Source organism: Candidatus Methanoperedens nitratireducens (assembly GCF_000685155.1).
Lineage (GTDB): Archaea > Halobacteriota > Methanosarcinia > Methanosarcinales > Methanoperedenaceae > Methanoperedens > Methanoperedens nitratireducens.
In genome coordinates this window covers 25,016-44,613 of sequence record NZ_JMIY01000009.1, presented here as the reverse complement: position 1 = coordinate 44,613, position 19,598 = coordinate 25,016, and the positions used below count along the sequence as shown (strand labels likewise).

16 protein-coding genes are annotated in these 19,598 nt (G+C 43.9%); 11 read left to right on the top strand and 5 right to left on the bottom strand.

Annotation, left to right across the window (positions count from 1 at the left end; genetic code table 11):
- The first annotated feature begins 55 nt into the window (after positions 1–55).
- Positions 56–724, top strand: a complete 669-nt coding sequence (locus ANME2D_RS16475) for a TIGR00266 family protein (protein ID WP_048094081.1) — start codon at positions 56–58, stop codon at positions 722–724.
- Between the two features lie 20 nt (positions 725–744).
- On the opposite strand, the gene trxB is transcribed toward ANME2D_RS16475, so the two are convergent.
- Positions 745–1,671, bottom strand: coding sequence for a thioredoxin-disulfide reductase (gene trxB / locus ANME2D_RS16470; RefSeq protein WP_048094080.1), 927 nt, complete (start codon positions 1,669–1,671; stop codon positions 745–747).
- 142 nt (positions 1,672–1,813) lie between these two features.
- Positions 1,814–2,926, bottom strand: coding sequence for a DUF1264 domain-containing protein (locus ANME2D_RS16465; protein WP_048094079.1), 1,113 nt, complete (start codon positions 2,924–2,926; stop codon positions 1,814–1,816).
- A 140-nt stretch (positions 2,927–3,066) separates the two neighbouring features.
- Between ANME2D_RS16465 and ANME2D_RS16460 the strand changes: the two genes are divergently transcribed.
- The 9 genes from ANME2D_RS16460 to ANME2D_RS18530 all read left to right on the top strand — a co-directional run bounded on the left by ANME2D_RS16460 (position 3,067) and on the right by ANME2D_RS18530 (position 15,187).
- Positions 3,067–4,008: a beta-ribofuranosylaminobenzene 5'-phosphate synthase gene (locus tag ANME2D_RS16460; protein ID WP_048094078.1), complete on the top strand. Its 942-nt coding sequence runs from the start codon at positions 3,067–3,069 to the stop codon at positions 4,006–4,008.
- A 67-nt stretch (positions 4,009–4,075) separates the two neighbouring features.
- The gene (locus ANME2D_RS16455) at positions 4,076–5,389 is read left to right on the top strand and encodes a tripartite tricarboxylate transporter permease (protein ID WP_048094077.1); all 1,314 of its coding nucleotides are present in this window, start codon (positions 4,076–4,078) and stop codon (positions 5,387–5,389) included.
- A gap of 193 nt (positions 5,390–5,582) precedes the next feature.
- Complete coding sequence (locus tag ANME2D_RS16450) at positions 5,583–6,548, top strand: S1C family serine protease (RefSeq protein ID WP_048094076.1); 966 nt, start codon at positions 5,583–5,585, stop codon at positions 6,546–6,548.
- A 34-nt stretch (positions 6,549–6,582) separates the two neighbouring features.
- Positions 6,583–7,203, top strand: a complete 621-nt coding sequence (locus tag ANME2D_RS16445) for a hypothetical protein (protein ID WP_048094075.1) — start codon at positions 6,583–6,585, stop codon at positions 7,201–7,203.
- Positions 7,204–7,243: 40 nt separating this feature from the next.
- Complete coding sequence (locus ANME2D_RS16440) at positions 7,244–8,794, top strand: M36 family metallopeptidase (protein ID WP_048094074.1); 1,551 nt, start codon at positions 7,244–7,246, stop codon at positions 8,792–8,794.
- A gap of 116 nt (positions 8,795–8,910) precedes the next feature.
- Positions 8,911–10,551, top strand: a complete 1,641-nt coding sequence (thsA, locus tag ANME2D_RS16435) for a thermosome subunit alpha (RefSeq protein WP_052369012.1) — start codon at positions 8,911–8,913, stop codon at positions 10,549–10,551.
- Positions 10,552–11,167: 616 nt separating this feature from the next.
- On the top strand, positions 11,168–12,448 hold the full coding sequence (gene thiC, locus ANME2D_RS16430; protein ID WP_048094073.1) for a phosphomethylpyrimidine synthase ThiC: 1,281 nt from the start codon (positions 11,168–11,170) through the stop codon (positions 12,446–12,448).
- Between the two features lie 157 nt (positions 12,449–12,605).
- The gene (locus tag ANME2D_RS16425) at positions 12,606–13,952 is read left to right on the top strand and encodes a glycosyltransferase family 2 protein (protein WP_081810360.1); all 1,347 of its coding nucleotides are present in this window, start codon (positions 12,606–12,608) and stop codon (positions 13,950–13,952) included.
- Positions 13,952–15,187: a hypothetical protein gene (locus ANME2D_RS18530; protein WP_048094071.1), complete on the top strand. Its 1,236-nt coding sequence runs from the start codon at positions 13,952–13,954 to the stop codon at positions 15,185–15,187. The genes ANME2D_RS16425 and ANME2D_RS18530 overlap by 1 nt, the downstream gene beginning before the upstream one ends.
- A gap of 19 nt (positions 15,188–15,206) precedes the next feature.
- Here the strand turns inward: ANME2D_RS18530 and ANME2D_RS16415 are convergent, their stop codons facing one another.
- From ANME2D_RS16415 to nifS, 3 genes are read right to left on the bottom strand one after another with little or no spacing between them, the layout of a single operon-like run.
- Positions 15,207–15,560, bottom strand: a complete 354-nt coding sequence (locus ANME2D_RS16415) for a transcriptional regulator (protein ID WP_048094070.1) — start codon at positions 15,558–15,560, stop codon at positions 15,207–15,209.
- On the bottom strand, positions 15,557–15,940 hold the full coding sequence (nifU, locus tag ANME2D_RS16410) for a Fe-S cluster assembly scaffold protein NifU (RefSeq protein WP_048094069.1): 384 nt from the start codon (positions 15,938–15,940) through the stop codon (positions 15,557–15,559). Before nifU ends, ANME2D_RS16415 begins: the two co-directional genes overlap by 4 nt.
- Before the next feature lie 4 nt (positions 15,941–15,944).
- Positions 15,945–17,096, bottom strand: coding sequence for a cysteine desulfurase NifS (gene nifS, locus ANME2D_RS16405; RefSeq protein ID WP_048094068.1), 1,152 nt, complete (start codon positions 17,094–17,096; stop codon positions 15,945–15,947).
- Positions 17,097–17,269: 173 nt separating this feature from the next.
- Here nifS and ANME2D_RS16400 point away from each other — a divergent pair, with 173 nt between their 5' ends.
- Positions 17,270–19,597 (top strand): transglutaminase domain-containing protein, encoded by a 2,328-nt coding sequence (locus tag ANME2D_RS16400; RefSeq protein ID WP_048094067.1) that lies wholly within the window; start codon positions 17,270–17,272, stop codon positions 19,595–19,597.
- The last annotated feature ends 1 nt before the right edge of the window (position 19,598 follow it).

Genomic DNA, 19,598 nt, shown 5'->3' with positions numbered 1-19,598 from the left:
CAAATATCTCAATTAAACGCCAGGTTTAAGAACAGATATAACAATTATCCTTATCATGCAGCACGAGATCATGTATAAGCCAGCCTATACCCTTCTTGAGATAAGGCTTGAGGCAGGAGAACGTATTGAAGCAGAGGCAGGAGCCATGGTATATATGTCCCCGGGGATCGGGATCAGTACAAAGACAAAAGGTGGCGTCTTTGGAGCGCTCACGCGAGGTTTGCTCGGAGGCGAATCTTTCTTTACCAATACCTTTACCGCAAATTCAAAAGGTGTGGTGGGATTTGCGCCGCCATATCAGGGCGATATCACCCACCACAGGCTCAATGGTGAGACGCTGTATATTCAAAACGGGAGCTACATTGCATCCTCTCCGGAGCTTAGCCTTGATACCAGGTGGGGCGGGGCAAGATCGTTCTTCTCACGTGAAGGGTTCTTTCTCCTGAAGATGAGTGGAAAGGGCGATGCGTATATCTCAAGCTTTGGTGCCATACATGAGGTCAGATTAAATAATGAGAGCTTCACCATTGACACAGGACACATGGTAGCCTTCACAGAAGGGCTTGATTACAATGTAAAAAGAGTCGGCGGCCTGAAATCAACCCTGCTCAGCGGCGAAGGTCTTGTAGCGGAGTTCAGGGGTACAGGGACGCTCTATCTCCAGACGCGGAGCATGAACTCGTTCCTTGACTGGCTTACACCGTTTTTGCCAAAGAGCGGGTAGAGGATAATTCGCTTATGCTTCTATCTCTGCAGATACTGCTGTGATTCTTCTATATACCTCTCTGCAGATACTGCTGCGATTGCCCCATCGCCTACAGCCGTGGCTATCTGGCGCAGCGGTGTGTTCCTGCAATCCCCTGCCACGAAGATGCCTCTGACAGATGTTTCCATTTTATCGTTTGCGATTATGAAACCCCAGTCGTCTTTTTTGACATCTGCGAAACCAGTGTTCGGGATCAGACCCACGTATATGAACACCCCGTCTGTTTTTATTTCCGAGATCTGGTTCGTCTTTACGTTCCTTACAATCACCTTCTCGACTACCTGCTTACCTGCTATCTCTTCAACCACAGAATCCCATACAAAGCTTATCTTCGGATTCGCAAAGGCATGTTCCTGATTTATTTTCTCGGCTCTAAGCTTATCACGCCTGTGAACGATAATTACTTTCTTTGCCATCTTGGTCAGGAAGATGGCCTCAGTAATTGCGGAATCCCCTCCTCCTACCACAACAACGACCTTGTCCCTGAAGAAAAAGCCATCACACGTAGCACAGTAAGATACCCCTCTGCCTGTAAACTCAAGTTCTCCCCGTGCTCCTAATTTCCTGGGTGTGGTGCCTGATGCTATTATCACAGCTTTTGCTTCTATATCGCCATCCGCTGTTTTCACAACTTTTGTTTTTCCTTTGTCCTCAATCCCTGTGACTTCAGCCAGGCTCTTTGTCTCAAGGCCAAATTTCCCTGCGTGTTCCTCCAGTTTTTGTGCAAGCTCTGCACCTGATATCTCAGTGAATCCGGGGTAATTCTCAATAAGATCAGTAATGATTATCTGGCCGCCCGTGCCTATTTTCTCAAGAAGTAGCGCTTTTAACATCGCACGTTTTGCATATATCCCTGCGGTGAGACCTGCCGGACCTCCTCCGATTATAACCACATCATAGATCATAATTTTTCATCCTGTGGTCTACCTATAAGATACTGAATAAACTTAATAGCTTTGTTCTCACAGGATAACAGGATAACAGGATATAAACAAAGTCTTATCCTGTCAACCCTGCTAATCCGGTTCAGATTTACTGTTTTTTATTTTAATCCCTTTTTCTCCTGGCTAATAGCAATATTAGAACCATTACCGCTGCAATAGGAAAGGCGAGCGTAGGGAACTCTGGAATAATGGTTGGTGGTACTGGTGTTATGGTCGGTGTTACGGCTGGTGTCTGTGCCGGGCCCGGATAGGCTATACTTATCTCTGGTTCTCCTACTGGAAGGTTGCTTATGCCCGGATCCCACAGGATGTAGATCTTGCCATACGTATCTTCTATGCTCTTTAGAACACTAGCTGCCTCTTCTGGAGAAAGGTCAGGAAGCGTTATATCCCTTAGAATCTCATCCCTGTGGTAATGCCATAGAGCTTTCTCAGTCTCATTGAATGAGTTATAGGTTTCCGCATCCACAATCATCTCTACGCCTACTAAACTTGCATTCGGGCTATCACTGTCGTATAGCTGGCACTGTGCCACCAGACCACCAGCACCGGTCTTACAGTTATGGTGCGCGGTTAGATCAGGATCGCTCGGGAAATGCCTCTTGGCATCAATATGTAGTGTCCAGCCTTCACTTGGTTTAGATATTTGCGTTATCGTTGGCGTTATAGCCGGTGTTATATTCGGTGTTACAGTCGGTTTTTGCGCCTGGCCGTGGGTTGAATCGTGGAGGGTTATCTCTGGTTTTCCTATCGGAAGGTTGCTTATGCCCGGGTCCCACAGGGTATAGACCTTGCCGTAGGTATCTTCTATGTCCTTTAGAACACTAGCTGCCTCCTCTGGCGGGAGATCAGGAAACGTTACTTCTACCCTGGAAAGCTCATCCTTGTGGTAATGCCACAGAGCTTTCTCAATCTCGTTGAATGAGTTATAGGTTTCCGCATCCACGACCACCTCTACGCCTACCAGACTGGCATTCGGGCTATCACTGTCGTATAGCTGGCACTGTGCCACCAGGCCACCAGCGCCGGTCTTGCAGTAATGGTGCGCGGTTAGATCTGGATCGCTTGGAAAATGCCCCTTGGCATCAACATGTAGCGTCCAGCCTTCACTTGGTTTAGGTGTTGTTGAATCCGCCCCGGTCACGTTAGATGCAGTTGCTGGAATACTGACAAGTGCGACTGCTATTAATAATCCTATTAATATCTTCTTCTTCATGTTATCCATCCCCATCTATTGTTCTATTTTCCATTTTATTAATACTTTCGTTGGGTGAAAATCAGAATTTTACAGAAATGTGAAAAAGATAAACTATTTAGTTAAAAAGCTAAATTAACAACTTTAAAAGACAGATTTACATGTTAAAGATAACGACTCCTTCGCGACTGCATCTAACCCTGATTGATATGAACGCCTCCAGGGGCCGTGTTGACGGCAGTATCGGACTTACTCTTGATAAACCTGTTATCAGCATTGATGCAGAGACATCAGACACGATCGAGATAACAGGGAACAGTGAGCATCTTGAGCGCATGAGGAACAGTGCACTGATGCTTCTGCCAGAGGGAGCGGGCGTGCATATATCTATCGGGGAGGAGTACCCCTCGCATATCGGCCTGGGCTCAGGAACACAGGCTTCTCTGGCAGCAGGCATGGCTGTTAACAGGTTATACTCCCTTGGCCTGAGCGTATATGAAGTTGCCAGGAGAATAGGGCGTGGAGGGACAAGCGGTATTGGTGTGGCAGCATTTGAGAGCGGTGGATTCATTCTTGACTGCGGCCATAGATTCAGCGATAAGAAGGATTTTCTTCCCTCCTCAGCAAGCAGGCTTCCACCTGCACCGGTTTTACTAAGAAATGATTTCCCGGACTGGGATATCTTAATCGCAATACCCGATCAGAGGGGTGCATCAAGAGAAAAAGAGATAAGTATATTCCAGAGAGAGTGTCCGGTGCCGCTGCGGGAGGTTGAAGAACTATCCCATATCATCCTGATGCAACTGCTTCCTGCGCTTGCTGAGGAGGATATTGTAACCTTTGGCAGCAGCATCAATGCCATCCAGGATACAGGCTTCAAGAAAAAGGAGATAGAACTTCAGCCAGTATCAAGGGAATTGATGTATATGCTAAGAGACCAGGGCGCTTACGGCGCTGGTATGAGTTCATTCGGCCCCGCTGTGTACGCATTTGGAGAGGATGCGGACAACCTCAGGAGAATAGCAGGTGAGTTTATTGATGGGAAAGGAGAGGTTTTTATTACAAAGGCAAGGAATGAGGGAGCCAGGATCGAAAGCCGATAGACAAAGATTGTTTAGTATTCCCAAATAAGCACATATATTATATATAATAATTGAGTAGAAGCACCTGATGATAGAGGTCTCAATAACGTTACTTATTTTCTCTATGCTGTTTGGCTTCATCCTCGGGATAATATCAGGTCTCACACCTGGCATCCATGTCAATAACTTCGCCCTTATCCTCGTGGCATTATCCCCGCTTTTTCTTGAGATGGGGTTTGCACCCTTCTATATCGCTGTGATAATCCTCTCAAACTCGATCACGCATACGTTTATCAATATTATCCCCTCGGTCTTCCTCGGTGCACCTGAGGCGGATACCGCGCTCTCGGTACTTCCAGGCCATGCGCTCCTGATGGAGGGAAGAGGTGCGGAGGCTGTTCGCCTCTCAGCAATAGGAAGCGCCGGCGCTGTGGTGATCGCACTGATAATGGCAGCTCCCCTGGGTCTTTTCTTCCTGAATATATATGACACGATATATACCTATATAGGATGGATCCTTATCCTGATCGTCGTACTGATGATCGCCACAGAGAAGGGGGAGGTAATCCAGGGCCAGGGATCGCTTGTGCATCTTAAATTCAAGGCATATGCGATCATCCTTTTTACCATATCCGGTCTTCTGGGAGTGTTCGCGTTTGACTATGAGGGCAGGATGTCGCCTCTGGTCAGGTTCGGCGAGCCCTCTATCCTCCTTCCTCTTCTCTCCGGGTTATTCGGCGCGTCCATGCTCTTGCTGAGCCTTATGACGCGGTCAGAAGTACCTGTGCAGCAGGAATCATGCGGGTTTGCGCTCTCTCAGAAAAGGATTGTAAGAGGCATGGTGACAGGAAGCGCAGCAGGCTCTCTTGTGGCGTGGCTCCCCGGAGTGTCATCTGGCGTTGGCACGGTGATCGCCAGGCTACTTGTCCGTGAGGAAAAAGACGGTGATTCGCCCAGGGAGTTTATCATAGCATTAAGCGGTACCAATACTGCGAATGCGATTTTCAATTTAGTTGCCCTGTACATCATTGACAGGACAAGAAGCGGTGCAATGGTTGCTATTGATAGATTAATTAATATAAATGAATGGGGATTTTCAACAGTCATTCTTTTATTAATCATTATACTGTTTATCTCAATAATCTCTTATTATGCCACCATCTTTCTTGGGGACCGGATAGCAGGGTTCCTGTCGAGGATTGATTATTCAAAGCTGTGCACGGCAGTCCTGATAGGACTTACCCTGATGGTTACGATATTTACAGGCTTGTTCGGATTTATGATATTCCTGATCTCCACGCCCATCGGCATGATCTCATCGTTTGCAAAGATAAGAAAGACACACGCTATGGGAGTAATATTGCTGCCAGTGATAATATACTTCTTTTGGGGAAACAGATAGAAAGCTAACCGATATAAATATATAGCTAGCAAGCCTAGTTCTCTAATACTGGGAAGCGATAAAGAGAAATAAAAAGGGTAGCCAGCCAGGAGTGATATAGAAATGCCCAAAGTTTGCGTAGATCTCAGCGAAAAGGGGTATGAAATTCTCGCAGAACTAAAAAATGATAAAATAAATAAGAAGGTGAATAAGTATGAAAAATTTGGGTTTTGATGAGATGGTCACCGACGCAGTAGAAAAGGTGATACCAAGTGTTGTGAATATCAGTGAAGTGAAACTGATCAGGGATGCGTATCTGAATATACATCCAGTTCCTGGAGTAGGTTCTGGTTTCTTAATAGATGACAAAGGCTACATACTGACCAATGCCCATGTGGTATACGGCTCCCATGAGATAAAAGTAGCACTTGAAGATGGTAGGCTATTTGAGGGAAAAATCAGAGGGATCGATACTATAACGGATCTGGCAGTAATCAAAATAGAAGCAAAATCTCTGCCAGTACCTGAGATTGCTAGGGGCGACGATCTCAAGATCGGGCAGATGGCCATAGCCATAGGCAGCCCGTTGGGTCTAGTAGGAGGTCCCACGGTCACGGCAGGAGTTATCAGCGCGTTGAACCGATCTATTCAGACCGAAGTAACGTTTATGGAAGGACTGATACAGACAGATGCAGCCATCAATCCCGGGAATAGCGGGGGGCCTCTGATAAATAGTTCAGGTATTGTAATAGGGATCAATAGTGCAATCATACCGTTTGCCCAAGGCATCGGATTTGCTATTCCGATACAACCAGCCATGTGGGTAGCTGAGCAATTAATTAAGTCTGGCGAAGTAACCAGACCCTGGATTAGCATAAGTGCGGTAGATATCAATCCAAAATTGGTGGCATACTTTGACTTGCCGACTGATAAAGGAGTAGTGATTACCAATGTATTACCAGGAGGAGAGGCTGATAAGTCAGGTGTACAGGTGGACGATATCTTGATTCGGATCGACGATATAGAGATCAATAATGTCAGAGACCTTATGAAAGTTATAAATAAACATGAGGTGGGTGATAAAATTACTATGGAATTGTTCCGGGGAAAAGAGAAAGTACAACTTGAGACGAAGCTTGAAAAAGCACCGACTGCACGAATCCCGCAAAGGACCAAATAGATTAGAATACTCAGAAAACCGAGGAGTGACATAAATGCCAAAAATTGAGGTAGATCTAACTGATAAAGAATTTGAAATTCTTAATTCATTGGAAAAGATAGAAGGGAAAGATGGAGAAAAATTAAGAAATCTTTACAGATATTATCTATCTTCCATACCTGAATTAAAGTCGAAAGATTATGAATTAAAAAGGTTTGAAGACAAAGATGAAATAGACGAAATTCTGAAAAGTATATTTGGGGTTTATAAAAAAACTGAATATCCTGTTGATGCATGGGAAAATGATAAAATAGACAAACTAATCGATGAACTTACTGAAATCAATGTTCTTGAAATGACTGAAGGAGTTCGTATAGTACCCACTAAATTTAGAGATCTTTTTAAATTGCTACTTTATGATATTGCTACTGAGAATAAAGACATGGACGAACATGTTGCTGCTCTTATAGCAGTAATACAACTACTCAAGGAATTTGGAGTAGGAACATTGAATAAAGAGACAATAAGAGATGCGGCTATTCTTATTAATGAAGGATGGTTGTACATATATGCTAAAAAAATGAGAGAGGCAAGAGAATTTCTGAAAACCAAAAAATTGAAATTAATCGATGATGAATCTATGAAAGCCTTCCATCAAGCTGTTAAAAATGCATAGGAAGTAAGTAAATAAATATCAGGTTTAGTTGGTGTTGATCATGGTTGAACCTGCTGAAGAACAAAAAGAACTTGCAGAAAAATTAAAAATTCTGGATGAAAATATCAAAATACTGTGGAGCGGAAAAGGATTGGTAACTCTGATAGATGGTCTTATTACAATTCCTGTAACAAAAGATATTGATGAATCTATTCGTCATTTCTTAATGGAATACAGTGCTCTCTTTGGGTTTAAGAAAGATCTTTCAGATCTGAAATTTATTACTAAGACCTATAGCCTAAATACATACCATATAAGATACCAACAGTTTTACGAAGAAATTCCTGTTCTATATGCCTTTATATCAGTCCATTTAAACGAAGAATCTAAAATCATTATGGTTAAAAATAATTACCATCCCGAAATAGCATTAGATACAAAAGCCATTCTAAATGGAGGAATATCAAAAGAGAAGGCAATCGAAATCGTACATTTAGATCTAAATGCTGAAACAAGATTGAAGCGAGATTCCACTGTGGATCTTGTGATTCTTCCAATAGAAGATGAATTTTATCTAACATGGGAAGTAAGTGTTGCATTAAAAAATCCGTCAGAAGGACATCATATTTATGTCGATGTTAGACATGGGGAAATAATTAAAAAGATGGGTGTTTTTAGAAGGAAAACAATTGGAAAAGGCAGAGTTTTTATTCCTAACCCTGTGGTGGCTCTTAGACATCTGAATCTTACACCTGAATCAGACATTACAGAAGATGCCTACACTACAGTGGTTTTAAAAGGTCTTGACGGCTCAGGTTTTCTAAGAGGAGAATATGTAGATACAGTCAACACACCGAGCAGAGCATACGAACCTTCCCATTTATTCTATTATAAACGTGGGGACAGCAGGTTCTGTGAGGTCATGGCTTATTACCATATCGATTCATGCCAGAGATTTATCCAGGAACTTGGGTTTAAAAACATTTGCAATAAACAGATAAAAGTAAATGCCTACGCTGAAGAACGCGGTTCTTATTTTGATTGTGATACCAAAGACATTACATTTGGTGCAATTGGAATACCAGATGCAGAGGATGCTGATATTATTATTCATGAATATGCCCATGCCATAATGGATGACCAGGTTTCTTTTTTAAGTTTAACGGAAGAAGGCGGTGCCATGGAGCAAGGTTTTGGGGATTTTCTTGCCGCATGTTTTTTTGCAGAAGAGAGTGCTGGATTTAATCGCGAGGCAGTGGGCGACTGGAACGGCATAGGCAATGTACTGCGCTGCGTTCGCAGAGTAGATAGTCAAAAATATTATCCAGAAAATTTTCTTGGAGTGATATCATGCGATGCTGATGGAGAGATCTGGTCTTCAGCTTTATGGGATCTATATCTCACTTTAGGAGGGAACTCTGAGGAAAAAGATAACAGGATCAAAGCAAGAGAGCGTTCAATAAGGCTTGTACTTGAGAGTCATTTTTTTCTCAATCCGCTCTCAAAATTCATAGACGGTGCTGAGGCCATTATCACAGCCAATAAGATACTTTATTCAGGAAGAGATGAAGAGAAAATTAAAGGTGTTTTAATTAAAAGGGGTTTTTTGTAAATTTTTTTTTGGAGCTGAGCGATACTTATTAATAGAGCCACAAAACAATTCTACAAATAGAAAACAATCAGGTTTTACTATTAGTGGAGGGATAAATTATTAGAAATATAGGTGAGATGAGGAGAGAGGTCAGCTCTGCAGGGCAGATGGGCGGAGTTCCTGTACTGATACTGAAGGAAGGTACCCAGAGATCAAAAGGAAGGGACGCCCAGAGTGCCAATATCACGGCTGCCAGGGCTGTTGCTGCCGCAGTAAAGACCACGCTTGGCCCAAAGGGCATGGACAAAATGCTGGTAAACTCACTGGGAGATGTGATTATAACAGGGGATGGCGCATATATCCTGAAGGAGATGGATATCGAGCATCCTGCTGCAAAGATGATCGTAGAAGTCGCTAAAACCCAGGATGAAGAGATTGGAGACGGTACGACAACGGCAGTTGTCCTGGCTGGAGAGCTACTGGCAAAGGCTGAAGAGCTTTTTGATATGGGAGTGCATCCAACCATTATCGTAAAAGGTTACAGGATTGCGGTAGATAAATCCAAGGAGATCCTGGAGTCGCTCGCAAAACATGTTTCACCAGAGCAGGAGGATATCCTCATGAATATAGCCACCACAGCGATCAAGGGCAGGGAAGATCACTCCATGAAAACGAGGCTTGCTAAGATTGCAGTGGAAGCAGTAAAAGCTGTCACTGATGTCAGCGATGGGAGAAAAGTTGACCCTGATGAGATAAAGATAGAGAAATTGGAGGGAGGAAGTGTTGAGGATTCAGAGCTGATCCTTGGTGTTGTTATAGATAAAGAGCGTGCAAGTATCAACATGCCCCGGATAATAGAGGATGCCAGGATACTACTGCTCAATAGAGCAATTGAGATCAGGAAGACAGAGACAAAGTCCAGGATAGATATAACCACGCCTGAGCAGATGATGCTGTTCCTTGACCAGGAGGAAGATCTAATTCGAGATATGGTTCATAAGATAGAGAACAGCGGAGCGAATGTTGTATTCTGCAAGAAGGGAATAGATGATGTAGCTGAGTACTACCTTGCAAAATCTAATATTCTGGCAGTGAAAAATGTAAGCGAAAAAGACATGGAGAAGCTATCAAGAGCGACAAGAGCAAAAATACTGACTGATCTTGAAGCGATCTCTGATTCAGACCTGGGTGGAGCCTGTATAGCAGAGGAGGTCAGGATAGGCGAGAAAAAACTCATCTTTGTGCGTGAGTGCTCTAATCCCAAATCTGTTACAGTATTGCTGCGCGGAGGGACAAAGCATGTGGTGGAGAGCATGGAAACAACGTTCAACGATGCCATCAGAGTGGTAGGCACGGTTATAGAGGATGGTAGATATGTGGCAGGCGCCGGCGCACCTGAAATTGAGGTCAGCCTGGGGCTGCGAAAGTATGCTGCCTCTCTAAAGGGCAGGGAGCAGCTTGCAGTGTATAAATTCGCTGAGGCTGTTGACATAGTCCCAAAAGCTCTTGCAGAGAATTCAGGTCTCAGCAGCATAGATATGCTCGTGGAGTTAAGGGGTCAGCACGAGAGGGGAGTTAAAGATGCAGGCATAGACATTTACGCTGGTAAGGTAGTGGATATGGCCAGGACGGGTATAATCGAACCCCTGCGTGTAAAGATCCAGGCTATAGACTCAGCAACCGAGGCTGCGTCCATGATACTGCGAATAGATGATGTCATATCAGCAGGCAGGGAGAGAATGCCTGGAGCACCACCACCAGGTCCTGGGGGGTATTGAACTCTGGAACAGAGGGACTTCCCCTTTATGTTTTGCCATGACCGTGAAAATTAGAACCGTTTTCAACCATTGATTTGATAGGTGGATTTCCCCCTTTTTTTGCCTGCTAAGACAGGAAAAATAGTTTTTGTGGAAGTGGGGGGGAAATCCGGACAGCTTTTAAGGTTTCATATATATAAATAAGGGTGTGATATCTGTGTGAAGCCAGGAGCCTTTCAGAAACATATCACAAACCATTTATATGAGATAAGAGCATTTCAACCGGGGCGTTGTGACATGGGATGGCAATCATATCCATTAAAAAAACTAAACTATAGACCAGCATTTTCTGAACGCTTACTTCTCCTGATCGTAGCTTTTATGCTAATGTTCTATTTTATCCTGGTGGTTGTAGTTTCTGTTATGGTTGATTTGATTCCTGCGAACCTGATTACATTTATAACAATCGTAGCAGTTCTATTATGGTCATTATATCTTACAGGATAGCCGTATCTATCATTGATCTGCGTCCATCTTCTTGCATCTGCGGTTAAATCTTCTCAAGTAAACTTGATCTCAATTCAATTTTGTTGATTAAGCATATTTAAATACAATTATCCTTCTTTCTGCATCAATTATGAGTCTTATAACTGAAGCAAAAAAAGGCAATCTGACAGAAGAGATGGAAAAGGTAGCAGAGGACGAGGGCGTTGAACCCGAGTTCGTACGGCGCGGGATAGCAAATGGCCGCATCGTTATCCCGGTTAGTCCATACCGCTATACAAAGCCCTGCGGGATAGGAAAAGGGCTGCATACAAAAGTGAACGCATCAATAGGAACATCCTCGGATATCGTCGATATCGATACGGAGATAGAGAAGGCAAGGGTAGCTGAGGCGGCAGGCGCAGACACGCTCATGGAGCTCTCAACTGGCGGGGATTTCTATGAGATCAGGAAAAAGGTGATTGATTCCACGACCCTCTCTGTTGGAAGCGTGCCCCTGTACCAGGCTTTTATAGAGGCAATCCGCAGATACGGTTCTGCCGTTGATATGAAAGAGGATGAACTGTTCAGGATCACAGCAGAGCAGGCAAAGCTGGGGACCAATTTCATGGCAATCCATACAGGCATTAACCTGCTGACAGTCGAGAGGCTCAAAATACAGGGGCGCTTCGGGGGTCTCTGCTCCCGGGGAGGTGCGTTCATGACAGCATGGATGCTGCATAATGAGAAAGAGAACCCCTTATACAGTGAGTTCGATTATCTGCTTGAGATCATGAAGGAGCACGAGGTCACGCTCAGCATGGGCAACGGGATGCGCGCGGGCGCAATACACGATTCGACCGACAGGGCACAGATCCAGGAGCTTATCATGAACGCTGAGCTATCAGATAGATCTCACGAAGCAGGCGTTCAGACAATCGTAGAAGGGCCTGGCCACATCCCGATAGATGAGATAGATGCAAACGTGAAGCTCATGAAGCGTTTAAGCGGGGAAAAGCCATTCTACATGCTCGGACCCCTGGTTACAGATATAGCGCCCGGGTACGACCATATAGTGGCTGCCATCGGCGCATCCATATCAAGCGCCTGTGGTGCTGATTTTATCTGCTATGTGACCCCGGCAGAGCACCTGGCGCTTCCAAACATAGAGGATGTGAGGCAGGGCGTAATGACAGCGAGGATTGCAGCCCATATCGGTGATATGGTGAAGAACGGGGATAGGGAGCGTGATCTTGATATGGGGAGAGCAAGGCGTGATCTAAAGTGGGACAGGATGTACGAGCTTGCGATTGACCCTGAACATGCAAAATCCATTCGGAATAGCCGCTCGCCAGAGGATGAAGAGGCATGTACCATGTGCGGTAATTACTGTGCCCTTAAGATTGTCAAGCAGAATTTTAACTTTGAGCGGTGATAAATTAGATTCTATGTTAATGGGATAATTTTAAATCTAAAAAACCATTTGTAAACCATAAAAAACCAGAATAAACCATATTAAATACTAAAAGATAAAAGAAATCCAAAACAAACTATCGATGTGTTTATGCTTCTAGTGGCTATGTTGGCCTTTGATGAGACTGATGAGAGGTACTGTGCGGTTGCTCTTTGCAGCTGCACTGGTACAGTCACTGGTACTGGTAACCCCTGCTTATGCCTCAGCCATAGATATATTGACTCAGATCAGGGTTCCGGATTATAGTTCCATATTTAATTATGCTTTTTTGATTGAAGCATTTTTTTATGGGTCGCTTTTTATTCTTATTTTCCGCCTTGTCAGTTTCTGCTCTCTCTCTTTTATCTATACTTTTGTGGCCCCATTTATCTCAAGTGTTATAAAAAAGAAAAAGGAAATCGATGAGTTCATTAAGATCTCTATAATCGTTCCGGCCTATAATGAAGAAGTCACAATATCCAGTTGCATAAAATCAATGCTGGATCTAAATTATCCATCCTATGAGGTTATAGTGGTTGATGATGGGTCGTCGGATAACACTTTTAATGAGGCCTCAAAACATTCGGATAAAGGAGTAAAAGTCATACGTCAGAAAAATACGGGAAAGCCAGGTGCCATTAACACAGGCATCAGGAACTCATCGGGTGACGTAGTGATCACAGTTGATGCTGATTCAAAGCTGCATCCTGATGCCCTTAAGTGGATCTCAAGACGCTTCGATAGTAACCCTCGCCTTGGCGCAGTAGCGGGCAATGTAAAGATAGATAAACCAACAGGTCTATTGAAAATCTTGCAATCACTTGAGTACACTACAGCCATAAACCTTGGACGAAAGTCGCAATCTCTCCTGCACTGCGTTATGATAGTGCCAGGTGCTATAGCAGCTCTGAAAACCCAGGTTCTCAAGGAGATAGGCTATTTCCCGCAGGATACCTTTGCTGAGGATTTTGATATAACCATGAAGATCCTGCAGGCAGGCTATCATGTGGAGTATGAGTCCCGGGCAATAGCCTTCACGCAGGCACCTGAGAGCATAGAAGATTTCATGAAGCAGAGAAGAAGATGGTATCGCGGTATGGCCCAGGTTCTGGCAAAGTACCAGAAGATGTACCTCAATCCGAGATACGGTACAGCCGGGATAATTGGAGTACCGTACATGTGGCTTGAGTTAGGCTCATCCTTGCTAAACATGGTTTTGCTTTTCACACTGCTTATATCAAGTCTTTACGGCGCAGATATGAACTCACTTACCTCAGGGATGCTTGTATACTGGGTATTAACTGTTGGAGTCTCTATCTATGCTGTGCTGATAGATCCAAAGCCAGGTATTAAGGAGATACTTGTAAGTCCCCTGTACCTGTTCTATAGTGTCTTCAATGATGGAGTAGGCATTATGGCATTCGTTGAAGAGTCACTGAACCTTACTATGAGATGGGAAAAACCAAAACGGGAGGAATTAGGATAATGAATTTTAGCATAATTGGGATTGGAATTGCGGTTGCATTCACAATAATAGCCCTTTCAGCTATAACACTATACATTGCATTTAGAATAAAAGAGACCTTCAGGGAAGAGAAGAGTCTTAAAATCCAGATCGCAAAGACAGGTTTCCTGATCGGAATACTGTTCTTAGCAGGCGGGATGTTCTACTTCTTTGCCCAGGCTATGTACCTGCCTGAGAGAATTGGGAGCAGCACTAATGCCTTTGGAGCAATAGAACCTGAGGTGCCAGAAACAAACAGTTCCGTACTTCTTTATATGTACTATCCATATAATATCAAGACCGATGATAGCTACATGGTCTCTTTCAGGATATACAATCCCTCCTCAAGAACAATACATAATGCAACAATTAAATTAGCGGGATTGAACCTCTCTGAGGCAAAATCCAACTTTAATATCGACTCTGATACCCTAAAATTAGGGAATATATCGCCTGGTGAAACACGCGGCTACCTTCAGTTGAAAGCACCATCAGAGCCTACCATGCTTGAGAGCTCACTGGTGCTGCAATCAGGTGATATAGACCCTGTATCCGAGAGCATGAAGATCAATATTATTGAAACTGCTGTACCTTCATCTGCGCCGATAGTAATTTCATCTACGCCAGCCCCTGCACCAGCATCAACACCATCCTCAGAACCAGCATTAAATCCATGGCCAACAATACCTCCCTGGTATTTTTGGCCTACAGCACCTCCTGCTCCTGCACCTGCGGCAACAATGGCTCCAACGCCTATACCAACAGCAACTCCAACACCTACACCGACCAATACTTCCACACCTACACCAACATCAACTCAAACAGCAACACCTTCACCCACAACAACTTCAGAACCCACAGCAACCCCGGTAGTAACCCCAACGCCCATACCAACTGAGACTCCAACGCCCATACCAACTGAGACTCCAACGCCCATACCAACTGAGATCCCAACACCCACGCCTACAGCAACAGCAACACCCTCACCCACAACTACTCCAGAATCCACAGCAACCCCGGTAGTAACCCCAACACCTACACCAACTGAGACTCCAACACCCATACCAACAGTAACTACAACACCTACACCAACTGAGACTCCAACGCCCATACCAACTGAGACCCCAACACCCACACAAACTGAGTCTCCAACACCAACTGTAACCCCAACGCCCACACAAACTGAGGAAGGAGGCGATCTGGAAGTAGCAGATTAGGTAGTCAAGATGTCAATAATTATCTCTTGAGGCAATAAGTACACTGATTGTTCTTCTGCATATGTTCCTTGCATAGCCATCCAGATGACTGGATATCCCTGCACACAGCGCACAGACTGCTTACAGCATCATTCACCTCTAAGTCTTCCGCAAGGCTCTTTGCCAGTTCTTTTATTTTTTCCTCGGTATCAGGGGGGAATGGCATATATCTTCCTCTCTTTGCACTTACATACTGTGAGATTGCGGCTTTTGAGAGACAAAGCCTGCTTGCAACCTCCTGCTGCGGCAGTCCTGACTCAAGCATTATCCTGGCGAGTTCTGCACGGATCGCAGGAAGTACTTTCTGTACCACTATTTCACATGGCGGTCTCATTTTTTCCCTGATTTTTCAAAATAATCCTTTATTGCAGCATGCAAGCCATCTGCTGCAAGATTCGAGCAATGCATCTTTACAGAGGGCAGCCCATCAAGCGCTTCTGCCACATCACTACGCGTGATTTTAAGCGCCTCCTCAATAGTCTTGCCTTTTGCCATTTCAGTAATCATGCTGCTTGTGGCAATCGCTGCGCCACATCCGAATGTCTTGAATTTCACATCTTCAAGCCGGTTGTCTTTTACCTTTATATATATCCACATAAGGTCGCCGCATACTGGATTCCCTACTTTTCCGATACCATCAGCATCATTTATCTCACCAACATTGCGCGGGTTGGCAAAATGCTCCATAACTTTTTCACTGTATCCGTCAGTCATTATCTCACCTTGCCAGTGGTGACATCATTCTAAGCTTATTCACGATTTCGGGTAATATTGAAACGACGTAATCCACATCTTCCTGCGTATTATCAAGCCCAAGAGTCAATCTGAGAGAGCCATGCGCCTCTTCAGGTCTTAAGCCTATTGCTAAAAGGACGTGAGATGGCTCAAGGGATGTGGACGAACAGGCAGAACCGGTCGATGCTGCGACTCCTCTCATATCCAGGTTCAGTACCATGGATTCACCTTCTATATAACTGAACCTGAAATTTGCATTATTTGGAAGTCGTTTTGTGGGATGGCCGTTAAGGTATGAATCATCAATCTCAAGTACACCCCTGATAAGCGAATCCCTCAGTTTTACTACTCCTGCCTCTTCTGGCAGGCGTTTCTTTGCAAGCTCAGCCGCCTTCCCAAAACCAACGATTCCGGGGACATTCTCTGTACTTGAGCGGATACCTCTCTCATGCCCTCCCCCATGTATCAGGGGTTCTATGCGAACTCCTTTCCTCATATAAAGCACTCCGACACCTTTTGGTCCGTACATCTTGTGAGCTGATATGGACAGAAGATCAACACCGATTGCATCCACATTGATCGGGAGCTTTCCTCCGGTCTGGACAGCATCCGTATGAAAGGGAATATCCTTTTCTTTTGCGAGCTTACCAATCTCTTCTATGGGCTGGATTGTGCCAATCTCGTTGTTTGCATGCATAATTGATATGAGTATGGTCTGTGGCGTGATCGCATTTTCAACATCATCAGGGTTGACAAGTCCGTCCTTATTTACAGGGAGATAGGTGACCCTGAATCCCTGTGTTTCAAGATATTTGCATGTATTCAGGACAGCATGGTGTTCGATCGAACTTGTTATTATATGATCGCCTTTTTTCCTGTTTTTATATACTGTTCCTTTTATGGCAAGATTATCTGATTCAGTGCCGCTTCCTGTGAATATTATCTCCTCTTTTTTAGCACCGATAAGATCCGCTACTTTTTGCCGTGCCTCCTCTATGGCTCTTCTTGACTGTCTTCCAATAGTATATAGACTTGAGGGATTGCCAAATCTCTCTGAGAAATAAGGAAGCATGGCCTCTGTGACCTCAGGATCTACTGCAGTGGTGGCACTGTGATCCATATATACCTGTTTCATAATAGTGTGTGGTATGTCGCATCATTAGAATATACTTAACTATAGCGTCAACCAGGTTTAGATGCTGGAATTATTGTATGGTCTCCTGTCGTCCACAAGCTTTTTGTGTTATCATGACCGACTCTTGAATAGCTGTTTACTCATTGCGGGTTAGATCAAAATGAAGGAGGAACATGACGATTCGGCTCAGAATCCTTGTTTTTGGGATAGTGATACTGGCGTTCATGGCTTTTCATAGCATGGCTTTTCATAGTACAGTTAAGGCAGAAGCCTTCAGCGTTAACTCTGATAATTCATCTCACGCCGGACTGCCTGATATAAGCGTTGCCGGGGGATTGCGCCAGTATGAAGGTAGATACAAGGACATAGTTTTCAGAAGAGGTGATGAACCAATAAGATTCGAGGTAACAGCCATATTGCCTGCCGGTTCTAAGATAATGGTTGATATTCTTAGAGGGGGGACTACGCTTGCAACACTGGATACAGTACAGAATGCACCTGGAGGTGTATATAGTGCTACATGGGATTGGAAGAGTAACGCATGGAGTAAGATACCGGATGATATCCCGGTAGGTGAATACGAAGCAAAGGCAAAAATCGTATCAGAGAATGGAGAGGAATTAGCCAGTTCAGAGAAAAAGAATTTCTATGCTATATTTCAAAAACCACAAAGCTCAGATGATGCAGATCTAAAAGCTTATCTTTACGATGATAATATTTTTGAAACAAGGGATGAAGAGTCAATCAATTATAATTACTACAGTAACTGGAGTGTCGCTGCTCAAAGATATTTGAAATGGAATGAGAGTGTCCGGGTACTGAATCCATTCGATGAACACCTCTTCGGGATTGTAATAAACGCGACAGACGGTGAAATCAATGAATCAACGACCGCTGAGAAGCTGATGAATGCGGTTTCAAATGTAATATACTATGACAGCCCAAACGGTGCTGATATTGATGTGATGTTCTCCCGGGTTACGGTCAGGCAGTTCAGGGATGCTTACTCCGGTATAGAGCGCCCGATAATAACAGGACAGTGTTTAGATTATGCAAATGGCCTGACAGCAATCTACAGGACCATAGGCATACCGGCAAGGGTTGCAACCAACATACAGAACGGTGGTTTTATTTATCATCAATGGACAGAGGCTTACCTGGAGTATCCCCCTGCAGGCATTGATAAGTGGTATATCTTTGATGCCATGGATTATACTGATGAGCCCCATACGCCTGAAAAGGATCTGGCCAATCCTGCCACAGGTTCTTCACCAAGAGAAAGTGCACATTATGGAAGCAATGCATATGAAATCGCAGTTGGGAACCGGACATGGGTATTTGATGATGGATACCTGAGGCTTAATTATCTTTTTTCATATGTAGATAGAGGGAACAGAAATGCTTTTGATTCTCTTTTAGAAAAGTGTCAAAATAAAAACTATGATACTGCAGGTTGTGCCAGTGATCCACCTTTCGATCCACCAATAATTGATCTGGTACTGGACAGGTCAGAATATAGAGTTAAAGAGCCCATCAGAGCAAATATTACAGTTAGTAATCCGAACTCCACAAGTCTGGTAGCTAACCTTAATGTTACTATTAATAAGATTGGTTCAGGAGAGGATGGAAGGGATGCTTTTGGAGATTCAGAACTGAATACGAATGGAACTGGTGTTATAGGGAGCCCCATAGCAAGTATTAATGAGACGATAGAAATTCTTCCGAACTCATCCTTCACAAAAGAGTACATCTTTTTCGTAAATGAGACCTATTATTCCACAGATACCTACATTGCGCAGGCAATCCTAAAGAACGAACCTATAAGCTTATCAGCAATGGATCTTGAGAATTTTGAGCTGGTGCCGGCATATAAGGCTCAGACAATTATTTCACAGGTTTTACCGGATGAATCATTTACTGTCTCTTTAAACCTGACGAATGTTGTTGATTATCCCATTAATAATTTGAGTGTAGAGTTCAGCCATCCCTTGTATAATATATCCGGTCCTCTTATAAGAAGCGTAAATTCCCTGTCTGCAGGGGAGTCTCAGATTATATCATGGAATGTCACTCCCAATGAAATTAGAAATAAACCCAGGATAAGATGTGCTTTTAAGATAGAAAGTGATGATGGAGGTAACCAGACGCTAAATGATCATCACATGGTCACAATACCAGCAATATTATCCGTAGATAATAATTTTATTACATTAGAGCCTCCAGTATCTTCTGGTATCAGTAAGAGTGCCCTGTTGAATTTCACTGTATCTAATGTAGGTAGTTTAAATGCCAGTAATATAAATGTCAGTGTTTTGCTTCCAGAAAATGTCACTGCAACAGAAACCGCATGGAACATCAGCAATTTAGCCAGTGGGGAAAATACCTCATTTAATACCAGCATTACTTTCACCGGACAGGAGGATTTTGTTATCGATGTACTTGCATCTGATGATGCAAACCATACTGCATCAGGCATTATTTATGCGCGTATTAAAACCTGAT